This window comes from Beutenbergia cavernae DSM 12333 (genome assembly GCF_000023105.1).
Classification (GTDB): Bacteria; Actinomycetota; Actinomycetes; order Actinomycetales; family Beutenbergiaceae; genus Beutenbergia; species Beutenbergia cavernae.
Map to the genome: position 1 here is coordinate 1,389,862 of NC_012669.1, position 18,144 is coordinate 1,408,005.

The following is an 18,144-nucleotide window of genomic DNA, read 5'->3' on the forward strand; positions in this document are numbered from 1 at the left end:
GCACGCGGAATCGGCCCGTCGCGGTGCGGCGGGCAGGGGGCGTGGTCTGCCCTCCACGGTGCCGAGTTCGTCCACGAATTGCAAAGAGAGAGTCCCGGATCCACCCCTGATCCGGCACGAAGTCACCCCCGGAGCACGGCTGTGACCTGGGGTTTCGCGGCTGAGGCGATCGTTATCGATTCGTGATGTCCGGATGGCCCGCGACGGCGTCGATCTCGCCGGATGTGATCTGGGCCACGCCGGCCCGGCGTGTCAGGAGTCGACGAGCGCCGTCGTCCGGGCCAGCCAGTCCTGAGCACGGGCCAGCTGGGTGGCGAGCTCGGCGTCGTCGGCCCGCCGCCGCAGCGCGACCCCCACCTGTTCCAGGCCGAACGTGCCGAACCACACCCGCGCACGGCGCATCGTCTCCGGCGGCACGGCCGCGGCGAGCGTCTCCCACCCGAACCAGCCCAGGCACGCGGCGTCGACGGCAGGGTCGAAGGCCTGCGCGAGGTCCCAGTCGATGACGCCGACGACCCGGCCGTTCTCCACGTGGATGTTGGAGCCGGCGAGATCGCCGTGCACCAGCGTCGCCGGCACGTCCGGGAGCACGAGTGCGGACTCGACGCGGCGGGCGGCCTCGGCACGCCACGGCGGGTCGAGCAGCGGCACGACCTCGGACGTCAGCACCTCCGCCCAACGCTCCCGGCCGAGGAACGCGTGCGGGACGTCGAGGACGTCGCCGACGGCGGCGAGGTCGACGCCGCCGACCGCCCGCAGCAGCTCGCCGACCAGGCGCGGGCCGCCGTCCTGAGGGCGCGACGGGGCACCCGGCACCCAGGAGAGCGCGACGGCCGCGAGATCGGCGAACGGGCCGATCTCCCGGTACGGCACGACCGGGCTGAGCGGACGCGGCACGGCGAACGGCAGGTTCGCGCCGGCGAGCCGGCGCAGCAGCTCGACCCGACGTGGCAAGGCGGCCGCGTCCTCCGTGCGGCGCGCGATGCGGACGACGGCGTGGCCCGGCACGAGCACGACGTCGTGGAACGTGCCGTGCGTGGCCACCTGCGCCGTCGCGAGCGCCGCACCCGGGAGTGCGGGGAGGAGCGCTCGGGTGAGGTCGAGCTCCTGGGTGGTCGGCCTCCGCGTCCCGTGCACGCCTCCAGCCTAGGTGTCGGGTCAGCCGTGACTGGTCATCGCTGTCGCTGTCGCTGTCGCTCTCGTGGTCGGGTCCGCGGCGCCGCGGGGATCGCCCGCCCTGCCCGGGCGCTCCTTCGTCGCGCCCCACGCCCAGCCACTCCGGGGCGGGCGATCCCCGCGCCGCCGCTCGTCGGTCGGCTCACCTGTCGGCCGCCCTCGCCACGAGAGCTGCCACGAGAGTTGTCGTCCGTTGCGAGTCCCTCGGCCCTCCGGGTCGGCTCACCTCGCGCTGTGGTTCCGGACGGTGTACCCACGCCGGAGCTCTCGCGGCGGCTGGGGAGGCTAGCGTGACGGGCGTGCCGCAGCAGCTGGTCGAGGTCGAGTCCTACGTCTCCCGTGCCGTCGCGCTCGTCGGCCCGCTCGACGTCGAACGGGTGGCGCTCGCGGACGCCACCGGGCGCGTGCTCGCCGAGCCGGTGCGGGCGCTCCTGGCGTCGCCCGCCTTCGACAACTCCGCGATGGACGGGTTCGCCGTCCGGCGAGCCGACGTCCTCGGCGCCGGGCAGGACTCCCCGCGCGAGCTCGCCGTCGTCGGCGACGTCGCGGCCGGGCCGGCATCCGCACCGGTCCGGGTCGGTCCCGGCCAGGCGGCCCGCATCATGACCGGCGCCGCTCTGCCCGAGGGCGCCGACGCCGTCGTCCCCGTGGAGCTGACCGACGCGCGCGCGTTCACGTTCGGCGCGACGGCCCCGACCCGCGTCACGATCCTGTCCGAGCCCGCCCCGGGAGCCCACGTCCGGCGGCGCGCCGAGGACGCCGACGTCGGCGACCTCGTCCTCCCAGCCGGCCGCCGGCTCGGGCCGCGCGACCTCGCGGCCACCGCGGCGGCGGGCTACGGGAACGTGCCGGTGCGTCACCGGGCTCGGGTGGGCGTCGTCGTCACCGGCGACGAGCTCGTCCCGCCGGGCGAGGCGCCCGGACCGGGCCAGCTGCCCGAGTCGAACGGCGTGCTGCTCGCGAGCTGGCTGCGCGGACGCGGGGCGGTGCCGACGGCGCGCGTCGTGCCGGACGACGCCGCCGCACTGCGCCGGGTTCTCGACCACCTCGCCCCGCGCGTGGACCTCCTGCTCACCGCCGGTGGGGTGAGCGCCGGCGCCTTCGACGTCGTCCGTGAGGTGCTCGGCGACGACGACGTGACGTTCGCCGCCGTCGCGATGCAGCCCGGGAAGCCGCAGGCGTGCGGCCGGTGGCGAGGGGTGCCGGTCCTCGCTGTGCCGGGCAACCCGGTGAGCGCGTTCGTCTCGGCGGAGGTGATCGTGCGGCCCGTGCTCGCCGCCCTGCACGGGCACGACGACGCCCGCCGCCCCGAGCGCCGGCCCGCCGCCACCGGATGGCGTTGCCCGCCGGGGCGCCGGCAGTACCTTCCGGCCGTGGTCGACGACGACGGCGTCCGGCCGGCCGCGCGGCGCGGTTCCGGTTCGCATCTCGTCGCCTCGCTCGCCGCCGCGACGGCGCTCGCCGTCGTGCCCGCCGACGTCGACGAGGTGCGCCCCGGCGACGTCGTCGACGTCCTGCCGCTCTGACCCCGATCGCGTTGTGGGCGTGAGCGCGGAGCACGTGCGGATGAAATCGAGTCGGTCCTCCGCGGATGCGGCGCTAGGATACGATCTGTGACGCAGTACCGGATCTCCGAGGCAGCGCAGCTCCTCGGTGTCAGCGACGACACGGTCCGCCGGTGGATCGACGCCGCGACGTTGCCGAGCGAGGTGGACCAGGCCGGCCGACGCGTCATCGCGGGCGAGGCCCTCGCCGCCCGCGCCGTCGAGCTCGCGAGGCCCTCGCAGGATCCGACGAGCCGGGGCACGTCCGCTCGCAACAGGTTCGCGGGCATCGTCACGAAGGTCACCGCCGACGCCGTCATGGCGCAGGTCGAGCTGCAGTGCGGCCCCCATCGCGTGGTCTCGCTCATGTCGTCGGAGGCGGTGCGCGAGCTCGGTCTCGCCGTCGGCGAGCGGGCCGTCGCCGTCGTCAAGGCCACCACCGTCATCGTCGAGACCCCGGAGCCGGCGTGACGCCTCGACCCCGCGGTGCGCGGCGCGCCCCCGTCCTCGCGCTGAGCGCAGCCCTCGTCGTCCTGCTCGCCGCGTGCGCCGGTGGCGCGGACGCCCCGCCGGGAACGGAACGGACCACCGGATCGGAGGACCGCTCCGGCGAGCCCGAGGGTGAGGTGGCGGTGTTCGCGGCGGCGTCGCTCGCGGCGGCGTTCGACGAGATCGCCACGCTCGCGCAGGAGCGCTACCCCGCCCTCACCGTGCGGCTCACGACCGACGGTTCCGCGACCCTCGTCACCCAGCTCGAGCAAGGTGCGCCGGCCGACGTGCTCGCCACGGCGGACGAGGCCACGATGGCTGGCGCCGCGGAGGCGGGCCTCGTGCTCGAGCCCGCGTCGTTCGCCACGAACGTCCTCGTGATCGCCGTGCCGGCCGGCAACCCCGAGGGCGTCACCTCGCTCGGTGACCTCGTCACGCTCGACGTCGTCACGTGCGCTCCCGAGGTGCCGTGCGGCGCGGCGGCCGCCCGCGCGTTCGACGCCGCGGACGTCGACGTCGCACCCGTGAGCGAGGAGCAGGCGGTGAGCGCCGTCGTCGCCAAGGTCGCCGCCGGGGAGGCCGACGCCGGCCTCGTCTACGCCACCGACGTGCTCGGCGCGGAGAGCGAGCTCGAGTCCGTCGAGATCCCGGACGCTCCCGTGAACACGTACCCGATCGCCGTGGCGGCCGGGTCGCCGAACCCCGCGGCTGCCGATGCGTTCGTCGAGCTCGTGCTGTCCGAGGAGGGCCAGCGGGTGCTCGCCGCGCACGGGTTCTCCCCGTGACGAGCACCGCCGTCCCGCTCCGCGGCCGTGCCCGTGCGCGTCCCGGCGCCGGCGTGCCGCGCGCGCTCTACGTGCCGGCGGCGCTCGCGTTCGCGCTGCTCGTGCTGCCGGTCCTCGCCCTCGTCTGGCGGGTGGACCCGGCGGCCTTCCTCGACGCCGTGACGTCGCGCTCGTCCCGGCTCGCGCTCGGGCTCTCGCTGCGCACGTCGCTGACCGCGACGGCGATCTGCCTGCTGGTCGGGGTCCCGCTCGCGAGCGTCCTCGCGCGCGCCACCGGGCGCTGGGCGGCCCTCGCGCGAGCGTGCGTCGTCCTCCCGCTGGTGCTGCCGCCGACGGTCGGCGGCATCGCCCTGCTCTACCTGCTCGGGCGCCAAGGCCTCGTCGGGCAGTGGCTCGACGCGGGGCTCGGCATCCGCATCCCGTTCACGACGACGGCCGTCGTCATCTCCCAGGTGTTCGTCGCCCTGCCGTTCCTCGTGCTCGCGACGGAGGGGGCGATGCGCACGACGGGGACCCGGTACGAGCGCGTGGCGGCGACGCTCGGCGCGAGCCGGTGGACGGCCTTCCGGCGCGTCACGCTCCCGCTGGTCATGCCCGGGCTCCTCAGCGGGACGGTGCTGTGCTTCGCGCGCGCGCTCGGCGAGTTCGGCGCGACGGCGCTGTTCGCCGGCAACGCCGAGGGGGTGACCCGCACGATGCCGCTCGCGATCTACACGGCGTTCAACGGCTCGGGCGTCACCCAGGACACGGCCGTCGCCCTGTCGATCGTGCTCGTCGCCGTCGGGATCGCGATCCTCGCGCTCGCACGCGGCTGGCGCCCGGGGGCGACGGCGCCGGGCGGCACGGTGCTCCGGTGAGCGACGGCGCCCTCGTCGCGGACCTCCGCCTCACGCTGCCGACGCTCGCGCTCGACGTGAGCCTCGCCGTCGAACCCGGCGAGGTGCTCGCCGTCCTCGGGCCGAACGGCGCCGGGAAGTCGACGCTGCTGGACCTCGTCGCCGGCCTGCGGCGGCCGGACGACGGCGTCGTGACGCTCGGCGCGCAGACGATGACATCCGTACGCCACGGGAGGGCCGCCGTCGTCGTCCCTCCCGAACGACGGCGGATCGGGCTCCTCGGGCAGGACCCGCTCGTGTTCCCGCACCTCAGCGCGCTGGAGAACGTCGCGTTCGGGCCGCGCGCGGCGGGCGTGCCGCGCGGCGCCGCGCGAGCTGAGGCGGTGCGGCTGCTCGACGCCGTCGGACTCGAGGAACGTGGTGCCGCGCGGCCGGCGGAGCTCTCCGGGGGTCAGCGGGCGCGGGTCGCCCTCGCGCGCGCGCTCGCCGCCCGGCCCCGCGCCCTTCTGCTCGACGAGCCCCTCGCCGCGCTCGACGCCGAGGCCGCACCCGGTCTGCGCGACCTGCTGCGCGTGCTGCTGCGGGGTGCCGGCGAGGCCGCGCGTCCCGTCGTCCTCGTCACGCACGACGTGCTGGACGCCGCCGTGCTCGCCGACCGGGTGCTCGTGCTCGACGGCGGCCGCGTCGTCGACGCCGGGCCGACGGCCCAGGTGCTCGCGGCGCCGCGCCACGCGTTCACGGCGGCGCTCGCCGGCGTGGAGGTCGTCGTCGGCATCGCGCGCGGCGGCGTCGTCGTCGCCCCCGACGGTCGCGAGTTCGCCGGGCTCGGGGAGGCACCCACCGGTGCCGCGGCGGCGGCCGTGTTCGCGCCGTCCGCCGTCACGCTGCTGCTCGAGCGGCCGACGTCGAGCGCGCGGAACGTGTGGAGCGCGAACGTCACCGAGCTCGTGCCCGTCGGACCCGCTGTGCGCGTGCGCACGTCGGGCGACCCGCAGATCACCGTCGACGTGACCCCCGGCGCTGTCGCCGAGCTCGGCATCCGACCCGGCCTCGAGGTCTGGTGCTCGCTCAAGGCGACGGAGGTGCGCGTGCACCCGCGGTGAGCGGCCCGGCTGCCACGCGCCCGAGTGCCCCCGACGCCGCGGAAGACGCGGCGCCGATGACGTGCCCCGCGCGGCGCACCTAGGATCGACGAGGCCGCGCATCCGGCGCCGGCCGAGACGTCACCGAGGTGGTCAGCACATGTCCGCAGCTCCCGTCATCGCCACCGCGCCCTCCGGCCTCGCCTACCGCGTGGCCGACCTGGCGCTCGCCGAGGCCGGCCGGCACCAGATCCGGCTCGCCGAGCACGAGATGCCGGGGCTCATGGCGCTGCGGCGGGAGTACGCGCAGGTGCAGCCGCTCGCGGGCGCGCGGATCGCCGGCTCCCTGCACATGACCGTCCAGACCGCCGTCCTCATCGAGACGCTCGTGGCGCTGGGCGCCGACGTCCGCTGGGCGAGCTGCAACATCTTCTCGACGCAGGACGAGGCGGCGGCCGCCGTCGTCGTCGGACGCCCCGAGACCGGAGGGACGCCGGACGACCCGCGCGGGACGCCGGTGTTCGCGTGGAAGGGCGAGTCGCTCGCCGAGTACTGGGAGTGCACCGAGGCGATCCTGGCGTGGCCGTCGGCGTCCGACGGGACGGGCGGACCGACGCTCATCCTCGACGACGGCGGCGACGCCACGATGCTCGTGCACTCCGGAGTGCGCTACGAGGCGGCCGGCGCGGTGCCGTCCGATCCCCGCCCGGGCGAGCCCGGCTACTCCGAGGAGCACCTCGTGGTGCTCGACGTGCTGCGCCGCTCGCTGGCCGCCGACCCGCAGCGCTGGACCCGCATCGCCTCCGCCATCGGAGGCGTCAGCGAGGAGACGACGACGGGCGTGCACCGCCTGTACCAGCTGGCCGCCGCGAAGGAGCTGCTGTTCCCGGCGATCAACGTCAACGACTCGGTGACGAAGTCGAAGTTCGACAACCGGTACGGCATCCGGCACTCCCTGCCGGACGGGCTGAACCGCGCCACCGACGTGCTCATCGGCGGCAAGGTCGCGTTCGTCGCGGGCTACGGCGACGTCGGCAAGGGTGCCGCGGAGTCCCTGCGCGGGCAGGGCGCGCGCGTGGTGGTGGCCGAGGTCGACCCGATCTGCGCGCTGCAGGCGGCGATGGACGGGTTCCAGGTCGTGCGGCTCGAGGACGTCGTGGGGGAGGCGGACTTCTTCATCACGACCACCGGGAACTTCGACGTCATCCGCGTCGAGCACATGGCCGCGATGAAGGACAAGGCGATCGTCGGCAACATCGGGCACTTCGACAACGAGATCGACATGGCCGGGCTCGCCGCGGTGCCGGGCATCGTGCGGACCGAGATCAAGCCCCAGGTCCACGAGTGGACGTTCCCGGCGGGCGCGCCGGGAGGCGAGGGCGACGACGCCGAGCGCGGCGAACGGTCGATCATCGTGCTGTCGGAGGGCCGCCTGCTCAACCTCGGGAACGCCACGGGTCACCCGTCGTTCGTGATGAGCAACTCGTTCGCGAACCAGGTCATCGCGCAGATCGAGCTGCACACCTCGGACGCGTACGAGAACGAGGTCTACCGGCTGCCGAAGATCCTCGACGAGAAGGTCGCGCGGCTGCACCTGGACGCGCTCGGCGTCGAGCTGACGGAGCTCACGAAGGAGCAGGCCGACTACATCGACGTCGACGTGGCGGGGCCGTACAAGCCGGACCACTACCGCTACTGACCTCGCTGTTCGCCTCGGAGTGATGACGACGTCGGAGGTTCGTCGTACCGTCTGATGTGACGCGGCTCACTCCGGGAGGTCCGATGGCCGAGCAACGCGAACACGAGGCCCAGACGGCGGGCAGGGCGGCGCGCGGCGGCGCGTCGCGTGACGGCGCCCTCGCCGTCGAGGCCGACGGGCTCGTCAAGCACTTCACCACCGGCAAGCGGGTCACGAAGGCCGTCGACGGCGTCGACCTGAGGATCGCCGAGGGGAGCGTCTTCGGGCTGCTGGGTCCGAACGGGGCCGGCAAGACCACCATCGTGCGGATGCTCGCGACCCTGCTGCGGCCGGACTCCGGCAGCGCGCGCGTGCTGGGTCACGACGTCGTGCACGACGCCGACGCCGTCCGGTCCGCCGTCGGCCTCACCGGGCAGTACGCGTCGGTGGACGAAGACCTGACCGGGACCGAGAACCTCATGATGCTCGCGCGGCTCTACGGGTTCGCGGGCGAGGCGGCGCGGGTGCGGATCGCCGCCCTGCTGGAGGCGTTCGGCCTGGCCGACGCCGGAGCGCGCCAGGTCAAGACGTACTCCGGCGGGATGCGCCGCCGCATCGACCTCGCGGCCAGCCTGGTGCTCGCGCCGCGGGTGCTGTTCCTCGACGAGCCGACCACCGGCCTCGACCCGCGCAGCCGCAACCAGGTGTGGGACATCGTGCGCGTGCTCGTCGCCGACGGCGCCACGGTGCTCCTCACCACGCAGTACCTCGAGGAGGCCGACCAGCTCGCCGACCGGATCGCCGTCGTCGACCACGGCCGGATCATCGCGGAGGGCACGTCGAGCGAGCTCAAGCGCTCGGTCGGGCAGGGTGCGGTGACCATGCGCCTGGCCGACGCCTCGCAGCGCGCGGCGGCCGCCGCCGTCGTCGAACGCCTGCTGGGCACGCAACCGACGCTCCCGGCCGACCCGTACGCGCTCACCGCGCGGGTGCCGGACGACGGCGCACCCGCCGTGGCGCGCCTCCTCCCCGCCCTCGGCGAGGAGGGCATCGTCGTGCCGGAGTTCTCGCTGGGGCAGCCGAGCCTCGACGAGGTGTTCCTCACGATCACCGGCAAGCCGCTACCCGACGGCGGTGACGACGCCGCCGGGAATGGCGGTCCGGGTGCAGCGGACCACACCGCGACTGTGAGCGAGGAGGTGTCCCGATGACCGCGCAGGCCACGGGGGCCGAGAACCCGACCCTGACCACCACGGCGCTGCGCGAGGCCGTGGCGCTCCCCGTCCGGCCCAGTCGCCCGTCGGCCTTCTCCATGACGCTGACGTTCGCGTGGCGCGCGCTGCTGAAGATCAAGCACGTGCCGGAGCAGCTCTTCGACGTGCTCGTGTCGCCGATCATCTTCACGCTGATGTTCACGTACCTGTTCGGCGGGGCGCTGGCCGGGTCGACGACGGCGTACATCCAGTTCCTGCTGCCGGGGATCCTCGTGCAGACGATCGTCATCGTCACCGTCTACACGGGCTACACGCTGAACACGGACATCACCAAGGGTGTCTTCGACCGGTTCCGGTCGCTGCCGATCTGGCGCCCGGCACCCATCGTCGGCGCGCTGCTCGGCGACACCGTCCGCTATTCGATCGCGTCGGTGGTGTGCATCGCGCTCGGCCTGGTCATCGGGTTCCGGCCCGCGGGCGGGGTGGTGGGCGTGGTGCTCGGCGTGCTCCTGCTGCTGGTGTTCGCATTCTCGCTGAGCTGGATCTTCACGATCCTCGGCCTGCTGCTGCGGACGCCGAACGCCGTGATGGGCGTGTCGATGATGGTGCTGATGCCGCTGACGTTCGCGTCGAACATCTTCGTGGACCCGGCCACCATGCCGACGGCCCTGCAGCGGTTCGTCGAGGTCAACCCGGTCACGCACCTGGTGACGGCGGTACGCGGGCTGATGGCGGGGACGCCGGACACCGGGGAGATCGTGTGGGTGCTCGTCTCGGCGGTCGTCCTGACGGCCGTGCTCTCGCCCATCACGATGCGGCTGTACCGCACGCGCCACTGAGGGCCGCCCGCCGGCGGCCTGCTGCACCGCAGGCGCCCGTGAGTGTCGGAGCGGGATCTGGCAGTACCGCGCGCGGCACTGCCGCCATCGAGTGCGTGGGTTCTGCTGCGACACGCCGAGCTCGCCCGGGGAGGGATCCCGCACTCGGCATGAACGCGCACCGGGGGTTGCGATCTCGACACGCGAGGTGGAGGTGCGCGCCGTCCCTGGCGTCGAGTGCGTGGAGTTTCGCGCGACACGCCGCGCCCGGGCGGGAGGGATCCCGCACTCGGCGCAGGTGACGCGTCAGGCGAGCGGGAGCGCGACGCCGAGCCTGACGGACTGAGCGTGCATGGCACGGCGGACCCGTGCGACGAGCAGCTCCGGTCGGCGGAGGACATGGTCGGCGATGACCGTCACCACCTCCCACTCGTGGTCGCGCAGTCGCGCCTCGCGTTCGACGTCGCGACGCCACACGCCCGGGTCGCGGTGCACGTCGCCGGCGTACTCGATGGCGACCTTCAGGTCCGGGTAGGCCATGTCGGGCATCGCAAGGAACTCACCGGAGTCGAGGAGCTGTTCCTCGTTCACCGCCGGGCACGGCAGCCCACCGCGCACGAGGACGAGGCGAGTGCGGGTCTCCATGCTCGAGTCGGTCCCTGGTCGAATGAGCGGCAACGCCTCGGCGGCCCGCCGTGCACCGCGGCGACGGTGCATGCCTGCCGCGATGGGCCTGAGATCGTCGAGTGCGCAGGCCGGGTGCTTGCGTCTGGTCATGGCGTCCCCGAGCACGACGAGCTCGTCGACACTCAGCGTGCCGGCCAGGTGCCTCCAGGTCTGGGCCGGCGTGGTCACCAGAAGTCCGCCGACGAGCCGCACGAGCGCACCTTCCGAGGTGACGTGTCCGACGACGCCGCGACGCTGCGGTCGCTCAACGGGCGAGGGGACGACCACGTGCACCCTGTCGTCGCGGTCGAGACGCCACGGGACCTCCACGTTCTGGAGGCGGAGAGCCGTGACGTGACTGAAGGCTGCCCGCTCGCTCAGAGTGAGCGCGAGGGCGCGACACCGGGCGGCGAGATCGACGGGTCCGTCCGCTCGGAGGCGCGTGCCCGGGAACGGGATGACGACTGAGCGTCCGTACAGCTGACGGCGTGTCAGCCCAAGGTCCTCACCGGTCCGCAGCGTGAACGGACCATCGGGCAGGCAAGGCGGGATGGGAAGCGACATCGCCGAATCGTGCGACGTCGGAAGCGCGCACCGCCCACGACCTGTGGACACGTGCCCGCGCGTCGAACTCCGGACCCTCTGGGGACAACCCGACCGCTGATCCGAACCCGGCAGCCGGATCGTCCGCCGAGTGCGTGGAGTCTCGCGCGACACGCCGTGCCCGGGCGGGAGGGATCACGCACTCGGCATGAACGCGCTCCGGGGTTGCGATCTCGACACGCGAGGTGGAGGTGCGCGCCGCCCCTCGCGTCGAGTGCGTGGAGTCTCGCGCGACACGCCGCGCCCGGGCGGGAGGGATCACGCACTCGGCGTGAATGCGCGCCCCGACGAGAACCGAGGCCGCGCCCGAGCGGGAGGAATCCCGCACTCGGCATGAACGCGCTCCGGGGTTGCGATCTCGACACGCGAGGTGGAGGTGCGCGCCGTCCCTCGCGTCGAGTGCGTGGAGTCTCGCGCGACACGCCGCGCCCGGGCGGGAGGGATCACGCACTCGGCGGTGGGGCCGTGCCCGCGCGCCCGCGCGGGGCGCAGCGGTGGGGGCATCGATAGGGTGGCCTGCGGTGTGCCGGGAAGTCTGGTCGGCGAACGTCAACCCGACCCCGCGACCTGCCCGGAGACCGCATGCTGCGACTGCCCCCCGTGTTCGACCGGCTCACCCCTGGCGGTGAGCGCAACCTCGCCGACACGCTGCGCGGCGAGTCCGCCGGCGGAGTCCTGCTGCTGCTCGGAGCGGCGATCGGCCTGGTCTGGGCGAACTCGCCGTGGGCGCCGGCGTACGAGGCTCTCGCGGACACGCACCTCGGCCCGTCCTGGTTCGACCTCTCGGTCGCGCACTGGGCGTCGGACGGGCTCCTCGCGATCTTCTTCTTCGTCGTCGGGCTGGAGCTCAAGCGGGAGATCGTCGTCGGCGAGCTCCGCCACACCCGGACGGCTGTCGTCCCGGTGGTCGGCGCCGTCGGCGGGATGGTCGTGCCCGCACTGCTCTACCTGGCGGTCAACCTCATCGCGCCCGACGGCGACCACAGCGGGTGGGCGGTGCCGACGGCGACCGACATCGCGTTCGCCGTCGCCGTCCTCGGGCTCGTGGGGCGCGGGCTCCCGACGGCGCTGCGCGCGTTCCTGCTCACGCTCGCCGTCGTCGACGACCTCCTCGCGATCATCGTCATCGCCGTCGGGTTCACCGACCACGTCGCACTCCTGTGGCTCGCCGCCTCGCTCGCTCTCGTCGCCGTGTTCGCGGTGCTGCTGCGCCGCGGCGTCACGGCACCCTGGATCCTCGTCCCGCTCGCCGTCGTCGCCTGGGGGTGCATGTACGCGTCCGGGGTGCACGCCACGATCGCCGGCGTGCTGCTCGGCCTGGTGGTGCCCGCCGTCGCGCGCCCGGGAGCCGACGCCGCCCCGGACGCCGAGAGCCTTGCGGAGCGCTTCGAGCACCGCTGGCGGCCGGTGTCGGCCGGGTTCGCCGTGCCGGTGTTCGCGCTGTTCTCGGCGGGCGTGGCGATCGACGCCGGACTCATCGGCGAGGCAGCGGCCGACCCGGTGGCACAGGGCATCGTGCTCGGGCTCGTCGTCGGGAAGCCGCTCGGGATCGTGGGCGCGACCTGGCTGCTGTGCCGGTTGACGCGCGCGAGCCTCGCTCGCGGCGTCCGGTGGGGCGACGTCGGAGCGATCGCCACGCTGGGCGGCATCGGGTTCACCGTGTCGCTCCTGGTGGGCGCGCTCGCGTTCGGCGAGGGCAGCACGCGCGACGACCACGTGATCCTCGCGGGTGCTCGTCGCATCGGCGATCGCCGCGCTCCTGGGCGCCGTCCTGCTGCGAGCGCGAGCGCGGCGCCACGCGACGTGACGCCCGCGCGCCCTCAGTCGGCCGTGAGCACGGACGCCGCGCCCTCGCGTCGGATGCGCAGGTCGAGGTAGAGCAGCGACGTCACGGCTGCCGCCACCGGCGTCGTGACGGCGGAGGCGAGGACGGCGCCCAGGGTCCCGAGCGCGTACGCCCAGCCGAGCCCGGTGGGGTCGACGGCACCACCCAGCAGCGTCATCGGGTACGTGATGATCCCGTTCGCGACGCCCACGAGGATCCAGGTCAGGACGAGGATGCCGAGCACGCGGGCCGAGCTGCCGCGTGCGAGCTGCCACGCCCGCACCAGCGCGCCCCCGATGCCGCGGCGCTCCACCACGAGGGCCGGGGTCGCGAGCACGGTCCGCGGGACGACGAAGGCGAGTGCCACGAGCGCGACGACGATCCCGATGGCGATCCCGCCCACCGGCCAGGCGCCTCCCAGCCCGGTGCCGAGCAGCCCGAGCAGCACGGGAGGCGCGAGCGCGAGGGCCGCGACGGCGACGATGACGGTGAGCGCGAGCCCGAGCAGCCGCCACACGCTCCCGCGCACGCCGGCCCACGCCTGCCGGACGCTCGGTGCCTCGCCGAGCACCGCCGCGTAGACGGTGCGCACGAGCAGCCCGGTGAGCACCGTGGTCGCGATCCACGCGAGGACCTGGGCGAGCGCACCGGTGACGAGCTGCGCGGCGACCACCTCGAGCTCGCCGCCCGGGTCCGAGAGCTCGGGGCCGCTCGCCGCCCACTCCTCGACGGTGGCGAGCGCCGCGTGGGCGCGCCACGACGCGACGGCCTGCAGGAGGCCGACCGCGGCGACCACGATCGCCGCGAACGTGAAGAGCACCCGGGGGTTGGCGCGGATCGCCCGGAACGCACCGTCGTACAGCTCGCCGAGCGTGAGCGGTCGCACCGGCACGATCCCGGGTTGCACCGCCTGCTCGGCGCCCGTGGCGGCATCCGACCCCGTTCCGGGGAGGCGCGGCGCGGGAGGCGGGGGGTCTCCCCACGACGGAGCGGAGCCCGGTTGCGCACCCCAGTCGCGCGGTGGGCGCGGGGCACCGTTCCCGGCCGGCTCGTCGGGCGTGCGGGGGTCCTCGGTCATGCCGTCCTGAGCCTCCCCGCCACGCGTCCGACCCGCCACCGCGACGCGCGGCACGGCGAGCGGCGCCGTCTGGTGCGCCGCCGGGTGACACCATAGGGCCATGAACGCGAAGATCCTGGTGGTCGACGACGACCCTGCGATCTCCGAGATGATCGGGATCGTCCTGGAGTCCGACGACTTCGACGCGGTGTTCTGCGACGACGGCGCCCTCGCCGTCGAGCGGTTCCGCGAGGAGAAGCCGGACCTTGTCCTGCTCGATCTCATGCTTCCGGGCAAGGACGGGATCGAGGTGTGTCGCGAGATTCGGCGCACGTCGGGCGTCCCGATCGTCATGCTCACCGCGAAGAGCGACACGGTCGACGTCGTCCGCGGGCTCGAGGCCGGTGCCGACGACTACATCGCGAAGCCGTTCAAGCCGAAGGAGCTCGTGGCGCGCGTGCGCGCGAGGCTGAGGCAGAGCGACGACGGCGAGCAGGAACGCCTGCGGATCGGCGATCTCGTCCTCGACGTCGCGGGCCATCGCGTGCTGCGCGGGGACGAGACGATCTCGTTGACGCCGCTCGAGTTCGACCTCGTCGTCGCTCTCGCGCGCAAGCCCTGGCAGGTGTTCACGCGCGAGGCGCTGCTGGAGCAGGTGTGGGGCTACCGGCACCAGGCCGACACGCGCTTGGTCAACGTCCACGTGCAGCGGCTCCGCGCGAAGGTGGAGAGGGACGCTGAGCACCCCGAGGTCGTCGTGACCGTGCGCGGGGTCGGGTACCGCGCCGGGACGCCCGCGTCGTGAGGTCGGCGTGAGCGAGCCATGACCACCCGGGCCGACCAGACCCCCGCGGTTCCCACGCCGGAGGGTGCGGCCTCCGGCGACCAGCCCCGTCCTCGGCCGGGCGCGCTGCGGCGGTTCTGGCACCGGGGTCGCCTGCGCGTGCGGGCGTTGCGGCTGTGGCGCTCGTGGCGCCGGTCGCTCCGCCTGAGGGTCGTCGTCACGACCGTCGCGATCGGCCTCGTCGGCCTCGTGGCCCTCGGCGCGTACCTGTCCGAGCAGGTGCGCGACACACTGTACGAGCAGCGCCGCGACGTCGTTCTGGCCGACGCCGCATCCCAGACGGCGATCGCCCAGCAGCGCTTCGACGCGGCGAGCGCCACCACGAGCGCCCAGGTGCAGCAGCTCGCCCAGGACCTCGTCTCCACCGCGCAGAGCCCTGGTTCGGGCTCCGTGGGCACGTTGTTGCTGAGGAGCCCGAGCGACGAGCCGCCGGTCATCCTCGACGTCGTGAGCAGAGGCGGGCCGTTCGACGTGTCCGACGTGTCCGACGAGCTGCGGGCCGCCGTCCGGGACTCGGGTGGGCAGCAGTGGCAGGCTGTCGGGCTCGCGGAGCCGGGTGGAACGCAGGACCCGGGGATCGTCGTCGGTGCTCCGGTCGTGCTGCCGCAGGCCGGCGCGTACGAGCTGTACTTCGCCTACAGCCTGGCGCCGGAGCAGGACACGCTCCAGCTGATCCAGCGCACGCTGGCGATCGGCGCCGTCGTGCTCATCGCCCTTCTCGTGGCGATGACGTGGTACCTCACGCGCCAGGTCCTCGCGCCGGTCCAGCAGGCGGCGCACATCGCGGAGCGACTCGCGGACGGCGAGCTCGACGAGCGGATGACCGTGCGCGGTCAGGACGAGCTCGCGTCGCTCGCCCGCACGTTCAACGAGATGGCGGAGAGCCTGCAGCACCAGATCGAACGGCTGGCCGAGCTCTCGCGGGTGCAGCAGCGGTTCGTGTCGGACGTCTCGCACGAGCTGCGGACGCCCCTGACGACGATCCGGATGGCCGCCGAGATCCTCTTCGCGGAGCGGCACGAGTTCGACCCGGCGACCCGGCGGTCCGCGGAGCTCCTGCACGCGCAGCTCGACCGGTTCGAGGAGCTCCTGGCCGACCTGCTCGAGATCTCGCGGTTCGACGCGGGCGCCGCCGTGCTCGACGTCGAGCACCTCGACGTCCGCACGATCGTGCACCGGACCGTCGATCTCACGGCACCGCTCGCGGAGCGGCGGGGGAGCACGGTCCTCGTGCTCGAGGGGGACCGGCCGTGCACGGCCGACATCGACCCACGGCGGGTGGAACGCGTCCTGCGCAACCTGCTCGTCAACGCGATCGAGCACGGGGAGGGCCGGCCGATCGAGGTGCACGTCGGGGCCAACGCCCGAGCCGTGGCCGTCGCGGTGCGGGACCACGGCGTCGGGATGACCGTGCGGGAGGCCGAGCACGTCTTCGACCGGTTCTGGCGCGCCGATCCTGCGCGGACCCGGACCACGGGCGGTACCGGTCTCGGCCTGTCGATCTCGCTCGAGGACGCCCGGCTGCACGGGGGGCGGCTCGAGGCGTGGGGCACGCCGGGCGACGGCGCCACGTTCGTGCTCACGCTGCCCCGCCGGGCGGGGTTGGACATCGGAGCGTCCCCGCTGGAGCTCGCGCGCCCCGGCGGCGACGACGGGCCGGGGCACGGCGGGAAGCCGGCGCCACGGGACGAGGGGTCGAGCGGCCCGGCGGCGGTGCCCGACCTGGACGAGGTGAACCGATGAGCACGCGCCAGCGTCGGGGCGTGCGCGCCGTCTCGGCGCTCTCGCTGGCCGCCGTCGCCGCGGCGCTGCTCTCCGCCTGCGTCGCGCTGCCGACGTCCGGACCGGTCCAGCAGGGGCTCACCGAGGTCCCCGAACCCCCGGGTCTGGGGTTCCTGGGCAACCCGCCGGAGCCGGGCGACTCCCCGTCGGAGATCCTGTCCGGCTTCGTGCAGGCCGCGACGAGCGGGCTGTCCGCGGACAGCGAGTTCTCGCTCGCGCGGATGTTCCTCACGCCGGAGGCCAGCTCGACCTGGCGCCCGCTCGAGGAGGTGCTCGTCTACGCGACCGAGTCGACGCCCGAGATCGACGTCCAGGCGCAGGGCGGTGACGGCCCCGGCGCGACGCAGCCGCCGATCGAGGACGCCGACCGGGCGAGCGCCGTCATCTCCGTGCACGCGGTGGCCGCCGTCGACGCCCACGGCACCTACACGGTGTCCGCGACGCCGGAACTTCCCACGGACCTCGACTTCACCCTCGTGCGCGTCGACGGCGAGTGGCGCATCGAGGTGCTCCCGGACGGGATGCTCGTGTCCGAGCCGACGTTCGGCCCGTCGTTCCGCCAGATGCCGCTGTACTTCTGGAGCCCCGACTTCGAGGCGCTCGTCCCGGACGTCCGCTACTTCCCCTCGCAGAACGCGGCCGGGTACGCGGTGACCGAGCTCCTCGCCGGCCCGTCGAGCTGGCTGTCGAGCGCCGTCGCGACGCGCATCCCCGACGGGGTGACGCTCGACGTCGCGTCGTCGGTCGTGGTCGCCGACGGCGTCGCGAGCGTCAACCTGTCGGCCGAGGCGCAGGCGGCGGACTTCGAGGACCGGAAGTACCTGTACACCCAGATCCAGCAGACCCTCCTGGCGATCCCGTCGATCCGGTCGGTGGAGCTGACGATGGGTGGGGCGGCGTACCAGGTTCCCTCGGGGATGCCCGAGCCGATCGTCGAGCCGCGCGTGGGGAGCGTGGCCACCGTGCTCACCAACGGGACCCTCGCCCGCCTGCAGGGTTCAACGGTGACCCCCGTCGACGGCGTCGGGGACCTCTCGGACCTGCTGCCCGCGAACCCGGCCGTCGGCTACGGGGACGAGGGGACCGTGCTGCTGGCGGGAGCGGACGCCGTCGTGCACGTCTCCGGCGAGGGCGCCGTGACCACGCTGATCACGGGGCGTGCGCTGGCGCCGCCCTCGTTCGACCGTCAGGGCTGGGTCTGGACGGCGCCGCGTGACACGGACGGCACGTTGCTCGTCGCGCAGGTCGGCGGCGAGCCGGAGGTCGTGAGCGCGCCGTGGCTGGAGGGTGCCCAGGTGCTCGGGCTGCGGGTCTCGCGGGAGGGCGCCCGGATCGCCGTCCTGCTCCGCCGGGACGGCGTCGACGAGGTCGTCGTCGCCGCCGTCGTGCGGGATGCGGTCGGGATGCCGCGCACGGTGCCGGAGGGCATTCCGGTGGCGTCGCGGCTGCTCGCCGCCCGAGGGGTGGTGTGGGTGGACTCCACGACTGTCGCCGTGCTCGCCCAGCCCGGCGCGGAGAGCGACCCGGCGGTGCGGCTCGCCACGGTCCCCGGGCCGCACGAGACGACGCAGGCGGTGCCGGCGGCCGTCTCGCTCGCCGCCGGCAACGGCTCGCAGGAGCTGCTCGTGGGCACGTCGGACGACCATGTCCTGGCGCGGAGCGGGCTGCGGTGGGAGCTGGCCGCGGAGGACGTGCGGGATCCGGCGTACCCCGGCTGAGCGCTCGGCGGGTTGTCCCCAGGACGG

The 18,144-nt window shown here is 74.3% G+C and carries 15 protein-coding genes; 12 read left to right on the top strand and 3 right to left on the bottom strand.

Features of this window, described 5'->3' with window-relative positions; all coding sequences use genetic code 11:
- Positions 1-252: 252 nt before the first annotated feature.
- Entirely contained in the window at positions 253-1,137 is an 885-nt protein-coding gene (locus BCAV_RS06185) for a phosphotransferase family protein (protein ID WP_015881728.1), read from the bottom strand.
- 338 nt (positions 1,138-1,475) lie between these two features.
- Between BCAV_RS06185 and BCAV_RS06190 the strand changes: the two genes are divergently transcribed.
- The 8 genes from BCAV_RS06190 (at position 1,476) to BCAV_RS06225 (ending at position 9,643) form a co-directional block, all read left to right on the top strand.
- Entirely contained in the window at positions 1,476-2,702 is a 1,227-nt protein-coding gene (locus BCAV_RS06190) for a molybdopterin molybdotransferase MoeA (protein ID WP_050761816.1), read from the top strand.
- Between the two features lie 87 nt (positions 2,703-2,789).
- Entirely contained in the window at positions 2,790-3,191 is a 402-nt protein-coding gene (locus BCAV_RS06195; RefSeq protein WP_015881730.1) for a TOBE domain-containing protein, read from the top strand.
- Positions 3,188-3,994, top strand: coding sequence for a molybdate ABC transporter substrate-binding protein (gene modA, locus BCAV_RS06200; protein ID WP_015881731.1), 807 nt, complete (start codon positions 3,188-3,190; stop codon positions 3,992-3,994). Before BCAV_RS06195 ends, modA begins: the two co-directional genes overlap by 4 nt.
- The gene (locus tag BCAV_RS06205) at positions 3,991-4,851 is read left to right on the top strand and encodes an ABC transporter permease (protein ID WP_015881732.1); all 861 of its coding nucleotides are present in this window, start codon (positions 3,991-3,993) and stop codon (positions 4,849-4,851) included. Before modA ends, BCAV_RS06205 begins: the two co-directional genes overlap by 4 nt.
- Positions 4,848-5,933 (top strand): ATP-binding cassette domain-containing protein, encoded by a 1,086-nt coding sequence (locus tag BCAV_RS06210; protein WP_015881733.1) that lies wholly within the window; start codon positions 4,848-4,850, stop codon positions 5,931-5,933. The genes BCAV_RS06205 and BCAV_RS06210 overlap by 4 nt, the downstream gene beginning before the upstream one ends.
- A 139-nt stretch (positions 5,934-6,072) precedes the next feature.
- Positions 6,073-7,611, top strand: a complete 1,539-nt coding sequence (ahcY, locus tag BCAV_RS06215) for an adenosylhomocysteinase (protein WP_015881734.1) — start codon at positions 6,073-6,075, stop codon at positions 7,609-7,611.
- 83 nt (positions 7,612-7,694) lie between these two features.
- Complete coding sequence (locus tag BCAV_RS06220; protein WP_015881735.1) at positions 7,695-8,801, top strand: daunorubicin/doxorubicin resistance ABC transporter ATP-binding protein DrrA; 1,107 nt, start codon at positions 7,695-7,697, stop codon at positions 8,799-8,801.
- Positions 8,798-9,643: an ABC transporter permease gene (locus BCAV_RS06225; RefSeq protein ID WP_015881736.1), complete on the top strand. Its 846-nt coding sequence runs from the start codon at positions 8,798-8,800 to the stop codon at positions 9,641-9,643. The genes BCAV_RS06220 and BCAV_RS06225 overlap by 4 nt, the downstream gene beginning before the upstream one ends.
- Before the next feature lie 285 nt (positions 9,644-9,928).
- Here BCAV_RS06225 and BCAV_RS22685 read toward each other — a convergent pair whose 3' ends face one another.
- Positions 9,929-10,267, bottom strand: coding sequence for a hypothetical protein (locus BCAV_RS22685; RefSeq protein WP_144016728.1), 339 nt, complete (start codon positions 10,265-10,267; stop codon positions 9,929-9,931).
- 1,206 nt (positions 10,268-11,473) lie between these two features.
- Between BCAV_RS22685 and nhaA the strand changes: the two genes are divergently transcribed.
- Positions 11,474-12,769, top strand: a complete 1,296-nt coding sequence (gene nhaA / locus BCAV_RS06235) for a Na+/H+ antiporter NhaA (protein ID WP_015881738.1) — start codon at positions 11,474-11,476, stop codon at positions 12,767-12,769.
- Here nhaA and BCAV_RS06240 read toward each other — a convergent pair.
- The gene (locus tag BCAV_RS06240; protein WP_015881739.1) at positions 12,712-13,794 is read right to left on the bottom strand and encodes a DUF7544 domain-containing protein; all 1,083 of its coding nucleotides are present in this window, start codon (positions 13,792-13,794) and stop codon (positions 12,712-12,714) included. The genes nhaA and BCAV_RS06240 overlap by 58 nt on opposite strands.
- 100 nt (positions 13,795-13,894) lie before the next feature.
- On the opposite strand from BCAV_RS06240, the gene mtrA reads away from it, so the two are divergent.
- From mtrA to BCAV_RS06255, 3 genes are read left to right on the top strand one after another with little or no spacing between them, the layout of a single operon-like run.
- Positions 13,895-14,578 carry an MtrAB system response regulator MtrA gene (gene mtrA / locus BCAV_RS06245; protein ID WP_015881740.1) on the top strand — a complete coding sequence of 228 codons (684 nt, stop codon included), beginning with the start codon at positions 13,895-13,897 and terminating at the stop codon, positions 14,576-14,578.
- An 18-nt stretch (positions 14,579-14,596) separates the two neighbouring features.
- Positions 14,597-16,360: an MtrAB system histidine kinase MtrB gene (mtrB, locus tag BCAV_RS06250; RefSeq protein ID WP_015881741.1), complete on the top strand. Its 1,764-nt coding sequence runs from the start codon at positions 14,597-14,599 to the stop codon at positions 16,358-16,360.
- Positions 16,357-18,117, top strand: coding sequence for an LpqB family beta-propeller domain-containing protein (locus BCAV_RS06255; RefSeq protein WP_015881742.1), 1,761 nt, complete (start codon positions 16,357-16,359; stop codon positions 18,115-18,117). Before mtrB ends, BCAV_RS06255 begins: the two co-directional genes overlap by 4 nt.
- Positions 18,118-18,144: the final 27 nt, after the last annotated feature.

Excerpts from the sequence above, each read along its gene's own strand:
- ahcY (WP_015881734.1), top strand. The coding sequence starts at position 6,073 with ATGTCCGCAGCTCCCGTCATCGCCACCGCGCCCTCCGGCCTCGCCTAC.
- BCAV_RS06220 (WP_015881735.1), top strand. The coding sequence starts at position 7,695 with ATGGCCGAGCAACGCGAACACGAGGCCCAGACGGCGGGCAGGGCGGCG.
- BCAV_RS06225 (WP_015881736.1), top strand. The coding sequence starts at position 8,798 with ATGACCGCGCAGGCCACGGGGGCCGAGAACCCGACCCTGACCACCACG.
- BCAV_RS22685 (WP_144016728.1), bottom strand. The coding sequence starts at position 10,267 with ATGGAGACCCGCACTCGCCTCGTCCTCGTGCGCGGTGGGCTGCCGTGC.
- nhaA (WP_015881738.1), top strand. The coding sequence starts at position 11,474 with ATGCTGCGACTGCCCCCCGTGTTCGACCGGCTCACCCCTGGCGGTGAG.
- BCAV_RS06240 (WP_015881739.1), bottom strand. The coding sequence starts at position 13,794 with ATGACCGAGGACCCCCGCACGCCCGACGAGCCGGCCGGGAACGGTGCC.
- mtrA (WP_015881740.1), top strand. The coding sequence starts at position 13,895 with ATGAACGCGAAGATCCTGGTGGTCGACGACGACCCTGCGATCTCCGAG.
- mtrB (WP_015881741.1), top strand. The coding sequence starts at position 14,597 with ATGACCACCCGGGCCGACCAGACCCCCGCGGTTCCCACGCCGGAGGGT.
- BCAV_RS06255 (WP_015881742.1), top strand. The coding sequence starts at position 16,357 with ATGAGCACGCGCCAGCGTCGGGGCGTGCGCGCCGTCTCGGCGCTCTCG.